The organism is Nocardioides hwasunensis (genome assembly GCF_014779665.1).
In the GTDB taxonomy this organism is placed as follows: domain Bacteria; phylum Actinomycetota; class Actinomycetes; order Propionibacteriales; family Nocardioidaceae; genus Nocardioides; species Nocardioides hwasunensis.
This window is the reverse complement of the sequence record NZ_JACXYY010000001.1, coordinates 519,432-538,267: the sequence shown is the minus strand read 5'-3', so window position 1 is coordinate 538,267 and position 18,836 is coordinate 519,432. Positions and strand designations below refer to the sequence as shown.

Below are 18,836 nucleotides of genomic sequence, written 5' to 3'. Positions count from 1 at the left end.
CGCCACCGCGCTTGCGACCGGCTGAACGCCGACTTGCACTCAGGTCCGCAGGTGCTCCGGCGTCCTGACCCAGGTGCGGTCCCACGTGGTCGCCTGACCCGGACCGGTCAGCCGCAGGGCCCGGTCGAAGTGCTCGGCGGCCAGGGTCGGCTCACCCAGCGTCGTGGCGAGCAGGCCGAGGTAGTGGTCGACCGGCCCCATGGCGAGGGCTCCGTTGAGGGACCGGGCGAGCTGGCCCGACCACGGCAACATCTCGTCGTACACGACCCGTGCCTGCTCGAGGTCACCGAGGAACGCCACGATGTGGGCCCGGACGGCGATGTCGAAGAGCCAGGTGGCGTCGTGCTGCATCGGCGTCGGCGACCACAGCTCGCGGGCCTGGTCGACCTCGCCTGCGTCGAGCAGCGTCACGACGAGCAGGTCGGTGGAGTGCCACGGCATCAGCTCGGTCATCCGCTCCGCGTGCTCCCTCAGCCCCGAGGTGTCCCCTGCGGCGAAGTCGATGGCGAACCGCGACCAGAGCCAGATGAAGAAGCCGTTGGGGTCGCCCGAGCCGGTGATCACCTCGCAGACGCGCTCGAAGCCGTCGCGCGCGCCGGCGAGATCCGACTGGAGCAGCATCGTGGTCGCCTCGAAGATCGAGGACAGGAGCAGCAGCTCGGGCAGCTGGCCGCTCGTCCCGGCCCGCACTGCCAGGTCGATGTGGGCGGCCGCGGTGCCCAGGTCGGCCTCCGCGATCGCCGCCGAGTGCAGGTGCATGTGCGCCACCGCGGTGTAGCCGTGCAGACCGCCCTCCTCGGCGGCGGCGAGCATCCGGCGGCCGATGGTGCCGAGGACCGTGGGGTCGTCGGACGCCAGCACCGCGAAGTACGCCGCGTTGAGGGCGCGGCACCGCAGCTCAGGGTCGGCGAGGCCCTCGGCGATCGCCACCGCCTCGTCCGCGGCCTCCACGACCACGTCGATGTTCCACGGGTCTGCCTCGATGACGAGGGCGTTCAGCAGCTCGAGACGGAGCACCGGGTCGTCGTGGCCGGTCTCGTCGAGCAGGGCTCGCAGCGCCAGCACCGACTCCTCGCTGACCTGGTCGGAGGCCCGCCTGGTCCACATCATCGGCGACTGCCACTGCCAGGCGCGGGCGACGTCGGTCGTGGACCCGTGCGCGGTCGCCTCGTCGATCGCGACCCGACGCTCCGCCGCCGCGGAGCTGATGTCGCCGTCCCGGGCCAGCGCCCGGACCAGGTCGAGGCGCACGGGGAACGACTCGTGCGGCTCCGCCCCCGCCAGCTCGAGCGCTCGCAGGGCGGTGCGCAGGTGCGGTACGGCGCCGGAGGGACCGCCGCGCGCCGCAGCGGCCAGCAGCAGCGGGACGGCGTCGGCCGCGGATCGACGGTCCAGGCTCGCGGTCGCGTGGTGCGCGATCTCCTCGACGCGCCCGGGCCACTCCTTGAGGTACGTCGTGAGCGCCGCTCGGTGCAGCCGGGTGCGGCGCAGGGGCGGCAGCCGTCCGTAGAACGTGTCGCGGATGAGCGCGTGCGTGAACCGCAGCTCCGACGGGCGCGGGCTGTCGAGGAGCCCCGCGACCAGGCCGGCGTCGAGCTGGTTGGCGACGGTGTCCTCGTCCGCGTCGCCCCACTCCTGCTCGAGCGCCAGGACCAGGTCGAAGTCGATGTCGCGGCCGAGCACCGAGGCGCGCGACAGGGCGTCGACCGTGGTCTCGGGCAGACGCTCGATCCGGCGCAGCAGCAGGTCGCGGATCGCAGCCGGCACCGCGTCCACCGAGCCGACTCCCTCGGACTCGACGAGCTGGGCGAGCTGGCGCAGGAAGAGCGGGTTGCCCGCCGAGCGGTCCAGCAGGCGCGCGAGGGCGTCCGTGGGCAGCGGTGCCGCCACGTGCTGCGAGATCAGCTCGCGGGCCGCGCGCTGGTCGAGGCCCCCGAGCACGATGCGGTCCAGGGTGCGCTCCGTGGTGAGCGCGAGGGTGGCGGCGAGGTCGCGACCGACCTCGTGGCTGCGGAACGTCGCCACCACCAGCACCGGTGCGTCGACCGACTCGACGAGGCGCCAGAGCACCTGCAGCGTGTCGTCGTCCGCACGGTGCACGTCCTCGACGACCAGCAGGGTCGGCGTGGCACGCTGCTCGAGCCGATGGCGTACGGCGTCGGCCAGCGCGAAGGGGTGCGCGTCGTCCGGCACGGGCGCGGCGAGCGCGTCGAGGATCTCGAGCCAGGCGTGGCTCGGGGGTGCGCCGGCCACCTCCGAGCAGTGCCCGCGCACCACGGACCAGTCGGCGATCGACTGGTCGCCGAACCTCGAGACGAGAGCGGACTTGCCGAAGCCCGCGTCACCTTCCACCCACACCACCCCCGCCCGGCGGCGCAGGGAGCCCGCGGCGGCACCCAACCGGGCCAGCTCGTCCTCGCGCCCGACCAGCGGTGTGCTCTCGACGAGGGACCGCTCCGGAAGGGTCGGCAAGACGGCCGCGACGGGACGCGGTGGCGCGGCGAGGTGCTCGGCCTGGTGGAGGATGTCGGACTCGAGCTCGCGCAGCTCGGGGCCGGGGTCGACGCCGAGCTCGTCGACCAGCCGCTCACGCACCATGCTGAGTGCCGCCAGCGCCTCGGCCTGTCGCCCCGACTGGTAGTAGGCACGGGCGAGCAGGCCGACCGCCTGCTCCCGCAGGGGGTGCCGACGCACGTGCTCCTCGAGGTCGGCCACCGTCGCTCCCCCGCGCCCGAGTCTCAGGGAGACCGAGCCTCGTGCCTCGACGGCCTCGGCGTGCAGCTCGCCCATCCGGGTGGCCTCCGTGGCGGCCCAGTCCTGGTCGAGGTACTCCGCGAACGGTCCGTCGCCCCACAGCGCGAGTGCCTCGTCGAGCACGGTCAGGGCCGGCTCGTCGTCGAGCCCGGCCGCGCGGCGCACGAGCGAGGTGAAGTGCCAGGTGTCGACCGCCTCGTCCGGCAACGACAGGGCGTAGCCGGGCGGGTTGCTGACCAGCACCGCTGCCGGGCGACGCTTCTCGCGTCCGGGCTCGAGGGCCGACCGGAGACGGGAGACGTACGCCTGCAGCGCGCCGATCGCGCTGGGCGGGGGCTCACCGCTCCAGAGCTCCTCGAGGAACCGGTCGATCGAGACGGTGCGGCGCCCCGATGCGACGAGCATTCCCAGCACCGCACGCTGACGTGGCCCGCCGAGGTCGACGGGCTCCCCGTCCAGGCGGGCACGGACACTGCCGAAGGCGCGGACCTCGAGCATGGGCTGATCCTAGGGACGACGACGGGGCGGCTGACGGTGTTCATCGTCAGCCGCCCCACTTGCGGTCCACTTGCAGCGTCGCTCAGCGCTTCTGCCGCTTCTTCTTCGCCACCACCTTCACCGTGAGCGGCCCGGACGTCGAGGCGAGCGCGCTCGCCGAGCCGGCGTACGTCGCGACGAGGGTGTGCCGGCCCCTCGCGAGGCGGAGCCTGACGGTGCCCGAACCGGCGCGGGTCGCTACCTTCCTGCCCTTGTCGGTGATCACGACCGGGCCCGCGGTCGTGCCGGTGAGAGTCACCCTGACGGCGACCTTCCTGCCTGCGACAACCCTCGCCGGGGCCTTGAGGGTGAGCGACGTGGTCGCCTTCACCGGTGCTGGCGGCGCCGGTGCGGGGGAGGTGACCGGCGGTGTGGCGACCGGCGGAGGTGCCGGCGCCCGGTGCATCGCCAGCAGGTGGCGGCCGCCGGCCGCGATGCCCGTGATCGGTGCGTACTGGCTCACCGCCGCAGGGACCGGGTGGATCTTCCCCGCGTTGCCCCACGTGATCACGTCACCGGTGCTCGTCAGCGCCATGGCGACCTCGGCGCCGAGGTCGATGTCGACGACCTTGACGCCGTCGAGCGCTGCGGGGAGCTCCGTCAGGCCGGTGCCGGAGTCGCCCCAGGCGATCACCTCACCGTCGGCGGTGAGGACCATGGACGTGGCTCCGTGCGCCTCGACGTCGATCACGTCCTCCTCGGCGACGCGTGCGGGGACTTGCTTCTCCCCGTGCCGGTTGGAGCCCCACACCGAGACCACCCCGCGGGTGTCCACCGCGACCGAGTGCAGGTAACCGGCTGCGACGTCGACGGCGTAGTGCGACCCCTCGAGGAGGTCCTGGGGGACGTGGGTCTGACCGGCGTTGATCGCCGCGTGTCGTCCCTCGGCGCCCCACGCCACGACTCGACCGCCACCGACGATGGCGAGCGCGTGGTAGGTGCCCATCGACACGGTGCTGGCGCGGCTCGCAGGGTGGGGCCCGCGCAGTTCTGCCGGGATGTCGATCTGCCCTTCGTCGGTGTCGCCGAGGGCACCCCAGCCGCGGACGCTGCCGTCCCATGCGATGGCCAGCGAGGCGTAGACGCCGGCATCGACCGACGAGGCCATGGTCGCTCCCGTGGCGAGGTCGGACGGGATGTCGATCTGTCCGTCGCCGTTCCAGCCCCACCCGGTGACGGCACCGTCGGAGGTGATGGCCAGCGAGTGCTCGTCGCCCGCCGACACGCTCCAGACCTCGCGGCCTGCGAGGCCGGCCGGCACGACCGACTGGCCGACGTCGAAGCCACCCCAGCCGGAGACCACGGTCAGCGGCTGGGTCGCAGCGCTTGCCGGCCCCGCGACCGAGGTGAGTGTGCCGGCGAGCACCACGGAGGTGCCCAGTGCCAGGGCGGTGCGAGCCCCGCGCCTCATCGGACCGTCACCTTCGTGGGAGCCGACGAGGACGCGAGCACCTGCTCCGACCCGCCGTAGCGGGCGACGAGCACGTGCTTGCCCTTCCTCAGCCGCGGCAGCTTGAGGGTGGTCACCCGCCCGGACACCTGGGTCGAGGCGATCTTCCTGCCCTTGTCGGTGATGACGACCTTGCCGGACACGGCTGCCGTGCTGGTGATGGTGATCGTGGCCTTCCGCTTCGCGACCCGGTACGACGCCTTGGTCGTGGAGGCCGCCTGGGTGGCTCCGGGCGTCGGGCCTGCGGGACCGGTGGCCGCGCCGGTGGCGAACAGCCCGACGTACGGGGTCACGTAGTGCTTGTTGCCGCCGTGGCCACCGACGGTGAAGGCGACCTGGAGGTGGTCGCCGGAGACGTCGGCCGGGCAGGGCGCGGTGCCGTCGATGCGGGTCTGGCACTCCGGCTGCTGGGTGGCCGGGCCCTTCAGCTCGCGGGTCGCGACGACCGGGACCTGGATCTCGAGGATGTCCCCGACGCGGAGCTCCCAGGCCTTGCGGTCCGGGGTGCCGATCAGGAAGCCCCCGTTGGCGCCACGGTCGAAGGTGAGGGTGTCGGTCTTGAGCGCCTGGGGCGTCCCCGACTTGGTCAGGTCCCAGTAGAGGGGGGCCTTGTCGTCGGCCGGCACGACGCCGGACGGCAGCATCAGCTCCGGCAGCACCGTCACGGCGCCGCTGCAGGGGATCGAGACCAGGCCGGCGTAGCCGCGGACGTAGAAGACCTCGCCGACCTTCGGCACCTGACCGGTCTCCGAGCGCCAGCCGACGTCGGCGCTGACGCCGGGTGCCGGCTGCTGGGTGATGCAGTTGATGACGGTGTCCTCGTCGTGCTTGCCGGGGTTCCAGTCGCCTGCTGCCTGCGCACCGTGCGCCAGGGGTACGACGGCGGCGAGGGCGCCGAGGAGGGCGATCCCTGCCCGGTTGCGGAGAGAGCGGCGAACGGGCGCAAGGCGTGCTGAGCGCGTGGTCATGGTGGGTCCTTCGTGGTGGGTGGTCGGGGGGTGATTGCTGCGGGTGGGGTGGTCGGTCAGTGGGTCAGGCATGAGCCGGCTCCTGCTCCGCGGCGACGCGGCTGTGGCCGAGACGCTGCTGGATGAGGACGCCGAGGGTGGCGACCATCAGCCCCCTGGGCACCTCGACGATCAGGCCGGCGAGGACGGGGCGCTCCGGGAGCGGGACGAGCAGCGGCAGCGCACCGACGACGAGCAGGACGCCGATCCAGCTGGGGATGCCGGTCGCCCGGATGAGGGCGATGCCCATCACGAGCAGGCTGATCACGAAGATCAGGCCACCGACGAGCTGGAGCGTCACGAACGCCGCGCCGTCGAAGATCTCGCCCCGGTCGGAGATCAGGGCACGACCCTGCGGGTCCGCGGCGAGCGTCGGGGCGACGAACGCCTCGACGACCAGGTGCGACATGGCGCTCAGGGCGTTGCCGAGCATGTACATCGTGAACCCGACGAACCCGACCCTGCCGAGCTCCTCACGGAAGTAGAGGTAGCCGCCCGGCAGGCCGAGCATCAGGAACAGGGCACCGACGTAGATGAAGTACTGCGCCCAGGGCGAGCGCGGGGCGAGGAAGACCTCGATGGAGTGCGACTGCCCGTCGACGACGGGGTGCAGCACCCCGCCGAGCAGGCTGAACGCGAAGGACAGGATCAGCGCGACGGCGCTGAGGCGGTAGAGGGTGTTGGTGGTCATGGGAGCACCGTGCGGCGGAGCTCTTGCGCGGGTCTTGCACGGGCCGCCACGCCTGCTTGTGGGCGAGTTGCACCGCCCTCCCTCAGAGCCTCAGCGCGGCGTGTTCGCGCCCAGGACGTGGTCCAGGACGTCGGCGGTCCACACGCGGTACGACGTTGCGGCGCCCGCCTCGGTCACCGTCAGGGCGGCCAGCTCGGTGGCCAGCCGCACGCCCTCGGGCAGAGAGCGTCCACCCGCCAGCAGCGCCGCGAGGGCGCCGACGAAGGCGTCACCCGCACCTGTGGTGTCCACGACCCGCGACACCGCGGGTGGCTCGCTGACCTCGACCCGGTTGCCCACGAGGCACGCAGCACCGCGCGCACCGAGGGTGACGACCACGCTCACCGCACAACCCGCCAGGCTCCGGCACAGCTCGACGGGGTCTGCGTCCTCCGCACCGCCGGGCACCGCCCGGCCCAGGGACGAGAGGAGCGCGAGCGCCTCGGTCTCGTTCACCACCAGTGGGTTCGCCGACGCGACCACCTCGGCGGGGAGGTCGGTGTACGGCGCGATGTTGAGCACGAACCTCAGATCGTGGCGGCCCGCCCACGCTGACGCCTGCGCGATCGTGTCGACCGGCACCTCGGCCTGGCTCACCACGACCGCGTCGCCCCCGACCCGCTCCCCTACCTTCGCCAGACACCTCTCGGTGACCTCGGGCAGGTGCGCGCCGTTGGCGCCCGGCGACACCACGATGACGTTCTCGCCCTGCTCGTCGACGGTGATCGCGGCCGTGCCGGTGCGCTGGCTCGTGCCGGGCAGCAGGTCGACCAGCTCGACCCCGCGCTCACCGAGCTCGTGACGCAGCACCGTGCCCTCCGTGTCGTGGCCCAGCGCGCTCAGGAACACGACCTGCACGCCGACCGTGGCGGCGGCGACACTCTGGTTCGCTCCCTTGCCCCCGATCGACTCACGCGTCTCCTGGGCGGTGACCGTCTCGCCCGGTCGGGGAAGCGAGTCGACGTACGTGGTGCGGTCGTAGTTGCTCGACCCCACGACGATGACCTGACCACTCACTGCGATGTCCTCACTCGATGCCCGGCTCGCCGTCGGCGGTGTATGGCGACACCCTTCCACGATGGTGAGTCGTCATGCTCCTCCTGGAGACCGTCACGAGCCAGCGCGATGCGGCGGCAACGCGCTCAGCGAGCGGTCATGTTCGGCCACGGCGTGCCCTGCGCTCGGTACGGGACGAGGTCCTGGCCGGCGTCCATGAACACCGTGGGGAGGTCGGGACCCCAGAACGGCTGCGCCGCCAACTCGGTGAGCTCCTCCATCGTGAGCGGAGGCTGCGAGCGTCGGACATCCCAACCTCCGCCCGCGAGGGACAGACCGTTGGTCGCCGAGACCGAGACCTGGACGTTGTCAGTGCGCCGCAGCTGGACGATGCGAGCGATGCCCACCTCCTCGTCAGCCGCGGTGCGTTGCTCGTAGGTCTTCAGGATGCTGCCATCCGCGAGCGTGCTGACCTGGCAGTCGACGACCGCCTTGTCCGGGCGGCAGTCACCGAACGGCATGTCGTTCTGCACGTTGACGTCGAGCTGGGAGGTGCCCTCGCCGTCGGCGGCGTCCCACTCCAGGCTGGCGTGCCACTCGTGGCCGGCCTGGCCGCCGAAGTTCGTGGCCGTGCCGGCCTGGAGGTCCGTCACTGCCCACCAGAGCGCGGCGGCGACGCCGCGTCCCGTCGCCGGGGCGCTCGGCCCCGGCGCCGACGGGTCGAAGGCGTCCGGGACGGCGGGGCTGACTGCCGTCACCACCTCGCCTGCGACGTCCGCCTGGTCGGGTCCGACGGCGAGGGCGTCGACTCCCACGGCCGTGGCGGCGACAGCTGCCGCACAGGCGATACCGGACACGACGCGGCGGCGGCGCAGCGCGCGTGTCCCCTGACCGCGCGCCACGTGACTGAGCCGCTGGACGTCGATGTCAGGTCGGTCGTGCGAGTCGAGCTCCCGCTCGAGCTGCTCGTGAAGCTTCATCGCTGCTCCTGTGGCTGTGAGTCGTGGTTGGGACGAGATGGGTCGAGCTCGAGGTCGGGGAACTGCTCGCGGAGCCTGACCAGGGCCCGGCGAGCCCGTTGGCGTACGGCGGCCTCGCTGATCCCGAGGCTGACCGCGGTCTGGGTCACGCTGAGATCGAGCCAGTAGCGCAGCACCAGCACGACCCGGTCTCCGGCCCTGAGCGTCCCCAGCGCCGCAATCAGGTCGAGCCGTACGGCCGCGTCCGGTCCGTCGACCCCCGGCCGATCCACGAGCACGTCGGCGGGTCGCTCGCTGTTGCGGCGCAGCCGGCGGTGAGACAGGTACGTGCGTGTGAGGACCTGACGCGTGTACGCGACCGGGTCCTCCAGACCAGAGATCCGTCGCCAGGCCATGAACACCTTCGTGTACGTGGCCTGGGTCAGGTCCTGCGCGAGGTGGTGGTCGCCGCCGGTCAGCAGCAGTGCCGTGCCGTGCATGGTGCGAGCGGTCGCATGGACGAAGTCGTCGAACGAGGCGGTGACCGTGCTCGGTCTCGCGGGAGTCACCGGCGTCGTCCAATCGAGGGGGAAGGTGGTCACACCAGTCAAACGCCTCGAGACGGCGGTCGTGTGACAGCCCACCCGTGGAACCTGCAGGAGCGGGGTGACTCACCCACATGCCAAAGGGCCGGCTTCCTGATCGGAAGTCGGCCCCTGACCTGCGGTGACTCGGTGGGCGATACTGGGTTCGAACCAGTGACCTCTTCGGTGTGAACGAAGCGCGCTACCACTGCGCCAATCGCCCGAGCTCGGCAGAACGTTATCCCATGGAGCGTCGCGACCTTGAATCGGGTCGGGGCACACGGGGCTCGCTCGTCAGTCGCGCACGCGGCCTTCGTGCTTGCGCTCCTCGCGCTCGTGCTGAGCAGCCTCGATCTCGCGACCGAGCTCGGCGACGGCCTCGGGCTTGCCGTGGAAGCGACGGTAGCTGTAGACGATGAGCGCGAGGGCGATGATCGCCGAGCCGATCTGGGTGATGCCGGTCCAGATGCCGCCGGGGAGCCACCACGCGTCCGAGAACGGCCACCAGCCCGGCGCGGGCGGGTAGGCGATCCACAGGACCCCGCAGGCGACGAGCGCGAGCGCCCCGGCGCAGGAGGCGATGATCCGCGGCCAGGTCTCCACACCGTCCGCGGCACCGCGGAGGGCGCGGAGGCGGACCGGCTCGACGCGCCGCTCGGCCCAGTCGTACTGCTGCGACAGCAGGGCCAGTCCGGCGAAGATCCCGAGCAGGCCGGGGCCGGGCAGGAAGATCATCGCGACCCCGAGGAGCAGCAGGACCCAGCCGAGGGTCTCGAGAACGATGCGCTTGGCTGCCCCGGTCATGGGGAGAACCTATCCGGCCGCACCAGAGGCAATCCGTACCTCCGACGACGTCGAATCGTTAAGGAACCATCAAGGCGCACATCTCAACGTAAAGATCTGGTCTGGACCGGTCCGGGTCATATTTCGCCGTTTCACATCACAGGGGGCCTGACATGACGTCTCATGAGCACCAACACCCCCGGAGCCCTCGCCCCGGGAAACCCCAAGGAGCGTCGATGAACATGTCTGGAAGCGGCCACACCCTGTCCGACGTGGCGCTGGACATCACCGTGGAGTGCCTGGACGACCGCGGCATCCGGCACGAGATCGACACCGTCCTGGGGTACCGCAGCCACGACCCGTTCGCCGTCGCGATGACGTTCGTGACCGCCGACGGCAACCTCGTGTGGACCTTCGGTCGCGACCTGCTCATCAGGGGCACCGAGAAGCCCACCGGCGAGGGTGACGTGCACGTGGCGCCGGCCATCGGCGTCAGCGGACGCGCCATGGTCAGCATCGAGCTGAGCTCGCCCGACGGACACCTCGTGCTCCTGGCCCGCTCCTCGGACATCCACGACTTCCTCGACCGGACCACCGCGATCGTGGCGCCCGGCTCGGAGTCGGAGTTCTTCGACGCGGACATGCTGATCAGCCAGGTGCTCGCCTCCTGACCCGCCTCCGGGACCGGTCCCGGAGATCCCTCGCCTCAGGCGCGGGAGTGCTGGGCGATCCAGCTCGCGTGCAGTCCTGCGTAGACGCTGCCGGCCTGCGTGACGAGCTCGGCGTGCGGTCCGCGCTGCACGACCCGTCCCTTGTCGACGACGATCACCTCGTCGGCGCCCTCGGCCGTCGAGAGCCGGTGCGCGATGGTGACGGAGGTCCGCGACTGCATCAGCCGCTCGAGAGCGCGGCCGATCTGCATCTCCAGGGCCGGATCGACCGCGCTGGTGGCCTCGTCGAGGACCAGCAGGTCGGGGTCGGCGAGGTGCGCGCGCAGCAGCGCCACCAGCTGCCGCTCCCCCGCTGACAGCGACTCGCCGCGCTGGCCCACCGCCGTGTGGAGACCGTGCGGCAGGCCGGCGAGCCAGTCGTCGACGCCGAGCTGGACCGCGGACGCCCGGATCTCGTCCTCGGTGGCGTCGAGCTTGCCGTAGCGGACGTTGGCGGCGACCGTGTCGTCGAAGAGGAAGCCCTCCTGCGGCACCAGCACCACGCTGCGCCGCAGTGACGTGGCGTCGATGCGGCGCACGTCGACGCCGTCGAGGAGCACCGCGCCGTCGACCGGGTCCATCAGGCGCGTGAGCAGCTTGGCGAAGGTCGACTTGCCCGACCCGGTCTCCCCCACGATCGCGATGCGGGTGCCCGCGTCGATCGTCAGATCGACCTCGCGCAGGACCGGCGGACCACCGGGGTAGGCGAAGGAGACGTCGGCGAAGCGGACGTCGACGGGGCCGCGCGGGAGCTGCTCGCCGTCGGGTCCGGGGTCGACCAGGTCGGCCGGGGTCTCGAGGATGCCGAGCACGCGCCGCCAGCTGGAGATGGCGTTCTGGGCGTCGGTGAGGATCTGCGTGCCCATCTGCACGGGCCCGACGAACAGCGTGACGAGGAACGCGAAGGCGAGCACCTTGCCCGGGGTCATGTCGCCGGTGAAGCCGAGCAGCACGCCGATGACGATGACGCCGGCATTGGCCAGACCCGCCGAGATGCCCCCGAGGGAGAACGACGTCACGGTGAACTTCTGGGCGTGGATGTAGGCGTCCTGCCAGTCCTGGATCGCGGTGTCGATGCGGGCCTGGGTGCGGTCCTCGACGCCGTTGGAGCGGACCACGGCGGCGCCGACGACCGGCTCGGAGATCGCGCCGAGGAGCACGCCGACCTGGTGGCGTACGACGGTGTAGGCGGCCGAGAGCTTCTTCTGGAACCAGCGGATGGACAAGAACAGCGGCGCGAAGGCGACCCACACCACCGCGGCGAGCTGCCAGCTGTAGAACAGCATGAGCACGGTCGCCACCAGGATCTGCCCGATGCTCACCACGAAGATCAGCCCTCCGAAGACGAGGAACTGGCTCACCTGGTCGACGTCGGTGGTCACGCGCGAGACGAGGGCGCCGCGGCGCTCGGTGTTCTGGGTGAGCAGCGGCAGGTCGTGGACGTGGCGGAACGCCTTGGCGCGCAGGGTGGCCAGACCGCGCTCGGACACGGTGAACAGCCGCCGCGTCATGGCGTACGACGCCCAGCTGGTGACGCCGATCGCCAGCGCGGCGACCAGGCCCATCCAGAGCACGAAGTCGAGGCGGGGCCCCCCGGGCGCGCCGAGGCCGCGGTCGAGGGTCTGCTGCACCGCGATCGGCACGACGACCTGCCCGCAGGAGGCCAGGACCGCGAGCACCAGCGAGACGCCGAGGCCCTCGCGCAGCTCGGGTGAGTACTTCACCCCGAGCCGGATGGTGGCCATGGCACCGATCTCCTCGCCGGTGTCCATGCGGGTGCCGGCGGTGGGGGCCGGGTCCGAGGTGGTCGTCATCGGTTGCTGCCCTCCTCGGCGGGGTCGGTCTCGTAGGCGTTGACGAGCTGGGCGTAGGAAGGGCTCGACGCCAGCAGCTCGGCATGGGTGCCGCGCCCGACGACGCGGCCCTCGTCGAGGTGCACCACCTCGTCGGCCAGGGAGATCGTGGCCTTGCGGTAGGCGACCACGAGGAGCGAGGCGGCCGAGGTGTCGTCACCGTCGAGGTCGTCGCGCAGGGAGGCCAGGATCCGGGCCTCCACCTCGGGGTCGACCGCGGACGTGGCGTCGTCGAGGATCAGCAGCCGTGGCCGTCGCACGAGGGCCCGCGCCAGCGACAGGCGCTGGCGCTGGCCCCCGGACAGCGAGGTGCCGCGCTCCCCCAGCCGGGTGTCGAGCCCTTCGGGCAGGGCGGCCACGAAGCCGTCGGCCTGGGCGGTGCGCAGCACGCTCCAGACCTCGTCGTCGGGCACGTCGGCGCCGAGCGTGACGTTGCCGCGCACGGTGTCGTCGAACATGAAGGCGGTCTGCGGCACCAGCGCCACGTCTCGCGGCAGCTCGCCTCGCCGCAGGCCCTTGAGATCGTGGCCGTCGATGCGGATCTCACCGGCGTCGGGGTCGACGAGCCGGGTCATCAGGCTGGTGAGGGTGCTCTTGCCCGACGCCGTGGCGCCGACGAGCGCGACGGTGCGCCCCGGGCGTACGTCGAAGTCGACGCCGCGCAGCAGCGGGGTGTCGGCGTCGTAGGAGTAGTGGAGGCCGTCGACCTGCAGGAGCGCGCCGCTCGAGCCACGAGGCAGCTCGACGTCGCCGTAGGCCATGTTGCCCTGGGCCTCGAGCACGGCCTGGGCTCGGCGGTAGCCGACGACCGAGCGCGGGAACTCGCCGAGGAGCCAGCCGATCGCGCGGATCGGGAAGGCGACGATCGTCAGCAGGTAGGCGACGGTGACGACGGCGCCCGGCTCGGTGGCGCCGCTCGTCACGCGGGAGACGCCGACGGCCAGCACGACCAGCACCCCGAGGTTGGGCAGGCTGGCCAGCGCGGGGTCGAAGATCGCGCGGATCCTGCCGGCGCGCACGTTGACGTCGCGCAGCTCGTCGACCTTGACCCGAAACCGGTCGGTCTCCTCGACCTCGCGGCCCAGCGTCTTGACGACCATCGCGCCGTCGAAGGACTCGTGGGCGATCTCGCTGACCTCGGCGCGCAGCTCCTGGGCACGAGTCATCAGCGGCGAGGAGTAGTGCTGGTAGAGCAGGTTGGCGACCACCACCGCGGGGAAGACCAGCAGGCCCACCATCGCCATCACCACGTCGGCGACGAACATCTGGATGACCGCGATCACCATCATCACGATCGTGCCCAGCGCCATGGGCAGCGGCATGATCGGCGCCCAGGCCGCCTCGACGTCGGAGTAGGCGTTGGACAGCAGCTGGCCGGTCGGGTGGCGCTGGTGCCACTCCATCGGCAGGGAGAGGTATTGGCGGGTGACGCCGCGTCGGGTGTGCGACTGCATCCGGTAGTACATGATGCCGCCGCCGAGGCGGCGCGCGACGATGCCGACGGCGCGGAGGATGGCCACCGCCATGAAGAGCGCGACCACCCACACGAGCAGGCCGGCCCCGATCTCGCCGGTGTCGAAGGCGGGGATCAGGACGTGCTGGGTGGACCAGCCGAGCACCCAGGCGTCGGCCACGGTGAGGACGCCGAAGAGGACGGCCCCGAGCGTGGCGACGGTGAAGATCGTGGGCTCACGCTTGATGGCGACCCAGAGGACCCGGAAGCCGTCGAGCGTCGTGGTGCGCCGCAGATTCGCGTCCTCGCCCACCGGTGTCGCCCGCCTCCTGTTGTCCGTGACCGTCCTGATCGGAACCGATCAGTCCGTTGCCGTGCGCAACCACCCGACCTGGTCAGGCTATTCCTCGCCACCGACAGCGGACGAATCACGTGGTGCGCGTTCGCTGGCGGCGTACGCCCTCACGCGCGGATGCGGGAGAGGAACGCGCGGGTGCGCTCCTGCTGCGGGTCGCCGATGACCTGCTCGGGGCTCCCCTGCTCGTGGATCCGACCGTCGTGCAGGAAGCAGACCTGGTCGGCGACGTCGCGCGCGAAGCCCATCTCGTGGGTGTTCAGCAGCATCGTGACGCCCTCGCCCTTGAGCTCGGTCAGCAGGTCGAGCACCTCGCCGACCAGCTCGGGGTCGAGCGCGCTGGTGACCTCGTCGAGCAGCATCAGGCGCGGGTTGGCGACCATCGCCCGGGCGATCGCGACGCGCTGCTGCTGGCCGCCGGACAGGTCGTCGGGACGCGCCGCCGCCTTCGAGGCGAGACCCACCCGGTCGAGCATCGCCAGCCCGCGCGAGCGCGCCTCCTCGGCCCCGACGCCGTGCACGAGGCGGAGCGCCATCGTCACGTTGCCGATGACGTCGAGGTGCGGGAAGAGGTTGTAGGCCTGGAACACCAGGCCCATCCGCGAGCGCACCTCGTCGCCGTCGACCCGCGGATCGGTGATGTCGCGGCCCTCGAAGGTGATCACCCCGTCGTCGACGATCTCGAGGAGGTTCACGCACCGCAGCAGCGTGGACTTGCCCGACCCGGACGCGCCGATGAGCACGACGCACTGGCCCGGCTCGATCGTCAGGTCGACGTCGCTGAGGACGACGTGGTCGCCGAAGGCCTTGCGCACGCCGTCGAGACGCAGCAGCTCGGTGGAGCTCTCGCTCACAGGTGTCCCCCGGCTCCGTGGTAGCCCTTCTTGCGGGCGTAGCGGTCGGTGAGCCGCGCCATCGGGATGGTGAGGCAGCAGAACAGCGCACCGGCGACGACGTAGGGCGTGTAGTTGAAGTCGAGCGCCGTCTCGATCTGCGCCTTGCGGATCGCGTCGGTGACCCCGAGGACGGCGATCAGGCCGGAGTCCTTCTGGAGCGAGACGAGGTCGTTCATCAGGGGCGGGATCACGCGACGCCAGGCCTGCGGCAGCACGACGTGGCGCAGCGTCTGACCGTAGGACAGGCCGAGCGAGCGGCCCGCCAGCCGCTGGCTGGGATGGACCGACTCGATGCCGGCACGGAACACCTCGGCGACATAGGCCGAGTAGGACAGCACCAGCGCCGAGCAGCCCCAGAACAGGGCGGAGGTGGGCAGCCCGCTGAGCCCGAGCGCCGGACCGCCGAAGCCGAGCAGGAAGATCACCAGCAGCAGCGGCAGGCCTCGGAAGACGTCGACGTACGCCGTGCCGAGCAGCCGCAGCGGGAAGGCGACCGGGCCGCGCAGCGTCCGCACGACCGCGACGGTCAGGCTGACCACCAGGATCAGCACCCAGCAGATGGCCATCACGCGGATGTTGAGCCACAGTCCCTCGAGGACCGCCGGGAACGACGAGACGGCCTTGTCCCAGTCGAAGTAGGTCTCCCGGACCCGCTCCCAGCCCGGCGAGCTGATGACGGCACCGCCGATGACGCCCAGGAGCAGGAGGGTGCTCCCGGCCGCGATGACCGCGCTGCGCAGCGTGCGGCGGCGCCGCCACTCGTCACGCTCGCGCTGGACCTCGGAGGGCGTCCACTCCTCGGAGGCGGTCTGGGCCTCGGTCATCAGGAGAGCTCGGGTGCGCCCTGCTGCTTGAGCCACTCCTCGTTGATCTGGTCGAGGATGCCGTCCTCACGCAGCGCGTCGACGGCGCCGGAGACGCAGCTGGTGAGGGGGCTGTCCTTGGCGAGCACGGCGCCGAACTGCTCGGGGTCGCCCTCGGGCAGCGGGAGCTGGCCGACGATGACGCCGTCGTCGAGCTGGACCGCGGTCATGAAGTAGGCCGTGGGGAGGTCGACGACGATGCCGTCGATCTGGCCGTTCTTGAGCGCCTGGACGGCCTGGTCGTTGGTGTCGAAGACGGCCGGGTCCTGCGAGGGCTGGATCTGGTCGGTGATCGCGGTGTAGCTCGTGGTGCCGACCTGCGCGCCGAGCTTGGCGTCCGCGAGGTCGGCCACGCTGGTCACCCCGTCGATGTCACTGCCGGAGTTGGTGATGACGGCCTGGACGACGTCGTAGTAGCCGGAGGAGAAGTCGACCGCCTTGCGGCGGGCCTCGGTGATCGAGACCTGGTTGAGGTCGAGGTCGAACTCCTTGGGACCGGGCTGGACGACCTTGTTGAACGGCACCGTGACCCAGGTGACCTGCTCGTCGGTGTAGCCGAGCTGCTCGGCGATGGCGTAGGCCACCGCGGACTCGTAGCCCTGGTCGTTGGTGGGGTCGTTGTCGACGAACCACGGCTCGTAGGCGGGGTCGTCGGTCGCGATGGTGAGCGTGCCGTCGGAGACCGTCTCCATCGAGTCGGGCGTGCACTCCCCGGCCGCCGCGCTCTCGCTCGCGCCGGCCGTGGCATCGGATCCGCCGTCGGAGCCGCCGTCGGCCTCGTCGGTGGGAGCACAGGCGGTGAGGGCGATGGTGGCGGCCGTGAGGGTGGCGACGGCGAGGTGGCGCTTCGCGACGCGCCGGGAGGTCTTCAGCATGGGGCGAATCCTACGGCTCCACTCGACTTCAGCGAACCGGGTGACCCGCCGCGGACAGACCGGCCTTGACCTCACCGATGCCGAGGGTGCCGAAGTGGAAGACGGTGGCGGCCAGCACGGCGTCGGCGCCGGCGTCGACGGCGGGCGGGAAGTGCTCGACCGCACCCGCTCCCCCGCTTGCGATCACCGGGACGCTGACCTCACGGCGCACGGCCCGGATCAGCTCGAGGTCGAAGCCGTCGGTGGTGCCGTCGGCGTCCATCGCGTTGAGCAGGATCTCGCCGGCGCCGAGCTCGGCTGCCCGGATCGCCCACTCGATCGCGTCGAGGCCGGCGCTCTTGCGGCCACCGTGGGTGGTGACCTCGAAGCCGCTGGCCGTGCCCTCGGCGCGGCGCGCGTCGACGCTCAGCACGAGCACCTGGTTGCCGAAGCGGTCGGCGATCTCGGCGACCAGCTCGGGGCGGTGGATGGCGGCGGTGTTGACCGCCACCTTGTCCGCGCCGGCGCGCAGCAGCCTGTCGACGTCGTCGACGCTGCTGACGCCACCGCCGACCGTGAGCGGGATGAAGACCTCCTCGGCGCAGCGGCTGACGACCTCCATGGTGGTCGCGCGTCCCTGGTGGGAGGCGGAGATGTCGAGGAAGGTCAGCTCGTCGGCACCCTCGGCGTCGTAGAGCCGGGCCAGCTCGACCGGGTCACCGGCGTCGCGGAGCTCGGTGAAGTTGACGCCCTTGACCACCCGGCCGCCGTCGACGTCCAGGCACGGGATCACGCGGATCGCGAGGCTCATGCCTGCTCCTCCCTGACCGCGCGGGCGGCCAGCGCGACGTCGACGATGGACGAGCGCCGCTGTCCCTCGAGCTCGGCGAGCGGCACCCAGGCGGCGTGGTCGGTCGATCCGCCGACCTCCGTGGTGCCCAGCTCTCCCCCGGTGATGGTGGCGTCGAAGACGAACCGCTGGGACCGCATCCACCCGTCGAAGGACCGGCCACGGGCGGTGAAGAAGTCGTCGGTCAGCAGCGGACCGGGCCTCACGTGGTAGCCGGTCTCCTCGAAGACCTCGCGCACCATCGCGTCGCGGATCGACTCCTCGAACTCGACGCCCCCGCCGGGCAGCGACCACTCGGGCTCGCTGTGGCCCTCGCCGTTCCACCACGCGAGGAGCACCCGGTCGGACTCGTCGACCAGGAGGGCGTACGCCGCGAGCCGGACGTGGTAGTCGGTGAACTCCATGCTCACGACCTGGTCAGCTCCAGCGCGTCCTCGAGGGTGAAGCGGCCCTCGTAGAGCGCGGTGCCGGCGATGGCGCCCTCGACGCCGTCGGCGACCAGGCCCATCAGCGCCTCGATGTCGGCGAGCGTGGTGACGCCGCCACTGGCGACGACCGGCTGGTCCGTGGCCGCGCACACCTCGCGCAGCAGCTGGAGGTTGGGCCCCTGGAGCATGCCGTCCTTGTTGACGTCGGTGACGACGTAGCGCGCGCAGCCCTCGCCGTCGAGGCGGGCGAGCGTCTCGTAGAGGTCGCCGCCCTCGCGGGTCCAGCCGCGGGCCGCGAGCGTCGTGCCCCGCACGTCGAGCCCGACCGCCACCCGGTCGCCGTACGTCGCGATGGCGCGCGCGCACCACTCGGGCTGCTCGAGCGCGGCGGTGCCGATGTTGACGCGCCGGCAGCCGGTGGCCATCGCGGCCTCGAGCGACTCGTCGTCACGGATGCCGCCGCTCATCTCGACCTGGATGTCGAGGGTGCCGACGATCCTCGCCTGCAGCTCACGGTTGTGGCCGTGCCCGAACGCCGCGTCGAGGTCGACGAGGTGGATCCACTCCGCGCCCGCCTCCTGCCAGCGCAGCGCCGCCTCGATCGGGTCGCCGAAGCGCTTCTCGGAGCCGTCCACGCCCTGCACGAGCTGGACGGCCTGGCCGCCCTTGATGTCGACGGCGGGCAGGAGCTCGAGGTAGGGCTGCTCGGGGGTGCTGGGCATGGGTCGATCCTAGGAGCCCCGCCGGGCCCGCCCGACGGGGTGGCGCCAGTGC

At 71.7% G+C, this 18,836-nt stretch carries 17 protein-coding genes and 1 tRNA gene; 1 reads left to right on the top strand and 17 read right to left on the bottom strand.

Translation table 11 applies throughout. The features are described 5' to 3' along the window. Window positions 1-39: 39 nt before the first annotated feature. The 9 genes from IEZ25_RS02685 to IEZ25_RS02645 form a co-directional block, all read right to left on the bottom strand. Window positions 40-3,252 (bottom strand): BTAD domain-containing putative transcriptional regulator, encoded by a 3,213-nt coding sequence (locus IEZ25_RS02685; RefSeq protein ID WP_191197825.1) that lies wholly within the window; start codon window positions 3,250-3,252, stop codon window positions 40-42. An 82-nt stretch (window positions 3,253-3,334) separates the two neighbouring features. Continuing rightward, on the bottom strand, window positions 3,335-4,702 hold the full coding sequence (locus IEZ25_RS02680) for an Ig-like domain repeat protein (protein ID WP_191197824.1): 1,368 nt from the start codon (window positions 4,700-4,702) through the stop codon (window positions 3,335-3,337). Then, window positions 4,699-5,709 (bottom strand): Ig-like domain-containing protein, encoded by a 1,011-nt coding sequence (locus IEZ25_RS02675; RefSeq protein ID WP_191197823.1) that lies wholly within the window; start codon window positions 5,707-5,709, stop codon window positions 4,699-4,701. The genes IEZ25_RS02680 and IEZ25_RS02675 overlap by 4 nt, the downstream gene beginning before the upstream one ends. 64 nt (window positions 5,710-5,773) lie before the next feature. After that, on the bottom strand, window positions 5,774-6,439 hold the full coding sequence (locus tag IEZ25_RS02670; protein ID WP_191197822.1) for a hypothetical protein: 666 nt from the start codon (window positions 6,437-6,439) through the stop codon (window positions 5,774-5,776). A 90-nt stretch (window positions 6,440-6,529) separates the two neighbouring features. Further along, window positions 6,530-7,495 carry a ribokinase gene (locus IEZ25_RS02665; RefSeq protein WP_318152003.1) on the bottom strand — a complete coding sequence of 322 codons (966 nt, stop codon included), beginning with the start codon at window positions 7,493-7,495 and terminating at the stop codon, window positions 6,530-6,532. A 125-nt stretch (window positions 7,496-7,620) separates the two neighbouring features. Further along, window positions 7,621-8,454: a hypothetical protein gene (locus tag IEZ25_RS02660; RefSeq protein WP_191197821.1), complete on the bottom strand. Its 834-nt coding sequence runs from the start codon at window positions 8,452-8,454 to the stop codon at window positions 7,621-7,623. Continuing rightward, on the bottom strand, window positions 8,451-9,002 hold the full coding sequence (locus IEZ25_RS02655) for a sigma-70 family RNA polymerase sigma factor (protein ID WP_318152002.1): 552 nt from the start codon (window positions 9,000-9,002) through the stop codon (window positions 8,451-8,453). The genes IEZ25_RS02660 and IEZ25_RS02655 overlap by 4 nt, the downstream gene beginning before the upstream one ends. A gap of 166 nt (window positions 9,003-9,168) precedes the next feature. After that, window positions 9,169-9,240, bottom strand: a tRNA-Val gene (locus tag IEZ25_RS02650). A gap of 71 nt (window positions 9,241-9,311) precedes the next feature. Beyond that, complete coding sequence (locus tag IEZ25_RS02645; RefSeq protein ID WP_191197820.1) at window positions 9,312-9,821, bottom strand: PGPGW domain-containing protein; 510 nt, start codon at window positions 9,819-9,821, stop codon at window positions 9,312-9,314. A gap of 215 nt (window positions 9,822-10,036) precedes the next feature. On the opposite strand from IEZ25_RS02645, the gene IEZ25_RS02640 reads away from it, so the two are divergent. Then, the gene (locus IEZ25_RS02640; RefSeq protein ID WP_191197819.1) at window positions 10,037-10,471 is read left to right on the top strand and encodes an SsgA family sporulation/cell division regulator; all 435 of its coding nucleotides are present in this window, start codon (window positions 10,037-10,039) and stop codon (window positions 10,469-10,471) included. A 35-nt stretch (window positions 10,472-10,506) separates the two neighbouring features. On the opposite strand, the gene IEZ25_RS02635 is transcribed toward IEZ25_RS02640, so the two are convergent. From IEZ25_RS02635 to priA, 8 genes are all read right to left on the bottom strand, one after another. Continuing rightward, the gene (locus IEZ25_RS02635; RefSeq protein ID WP_191197818.1) at window positions 10,507-12,324 is read right to left on the bottom strand and encodes an ABC transporter ATP-binding protein; all 1,818 of its coding nucleotides are present in this window, start codon (window positions 12,322-12,324) and stop codon (window positions 10,507-10,509) included. Continuing rightward, the gene (locus IEZ25_RS02630) at window positions 12,321-14,129 is read right to left on the bottom strand and encodes an ABC transporter ATP-binding protein (RefSeq protein ID WP_318152001.1); all 1,809 of its coding nucleotides are present in this window, start codon (window positions 14,127-14,129) and stop codon (window positions 12,321-12,323) included. The genes IEZ25_RS02635 and IEZ25_RS02630 overlap by 4 nt, the downstream gene beginning before the upstream one ends. Window positions 14,130-14,278: 149 nt before the next feature. Beyond that, complete coding sequence (locus tag IEZ25_RS02625; RefSeq protein WP_191197817.1) at window positions 14,279-15,025, bottom strand: amino acid ABC transporter ATP-binding protein; 747 nt, start codon at window positions 15,023-15,025, stop codon at window positions 14,279-14,281. Beyond that, complete coding sequence (locus IEZ25_RS02620) at window positions 15,022-15,891, bottom strand: amino acid ABC transporter permease (protein ID WP_191197816.1); 870 nt, start codon at window positions 15,889-15,891, stop codon at window positions 15,022-15,024. Before IEZ25_RS02620 ends, IEZ25_RS02625 begins: the two co-directional genes overlap by 4 nt. Beyond that, window positions 15,891-16,805 carry an ABC transporter substrate-binding protein gene (locus IEZ25_RS02615; protein ID WP_191197815.1) on the bottom strand — a complete coding sequence of 305 codons (915 nt, stop codon included), beginning with the start codon at window positions 16,803-16,805 and terminating at the stop codon, window positions 15,891-15,893. The genes IEZ25_RS02620 and IEZ25_RS02615 overlap by 1 nt, the downstream gene beginning before the upstream one ends. Window positions 16,806-16,833: 28 nt before the next feature. Continuing rightward, on the bottom strand, window positions 16,834-17,595 hold the full coding sequence (gene hisF, locus IEZ25_RS02610; protein WP_191197814.1) for an imidazole glycerol phosphate synthase subunit HisF: 762 nt from the start codon (window positions 17,593-17,595) through the stop codon (window positions 16,834-16,836). Beyond that, window positions 17,592-18,038, bottom strand: a complete 447-nt coding sequence (locus tag IEZ25_RS02605; RefSeq protein ID WP_191197813.1) for an NUDIX hydrolase — start codon at window positions 18,036-18,038, stop codon at window positions 17,592-17,594. The genes hisF and IEZ25_RS02605 overlap by 4 nt, the downstream gene beginning before the upstream one ends. A gap of 2 nt (window positions 18,039-18,040) precedes the next feature. Then, complete coding sequence (priA, locus tag IEZ25_RS02600) at window positions 18,041-18,784, bottom strand: bifunctional 1-(5-phosphoribosyl)-5-((5-phosphoribosylamino)methylideneamino)imidazole-4-carboxamide isomerase/phosphoribosylanthranilate isomerase PriA (RefSeq protein ID WP_191197812.1); 744 nt, start codon at window positions 18,782-18,784, stop codon at window positions 18,041-18,043. Between the last annotated feature and the right edge of the window lie 52 nt (window positions 18,785-18,836).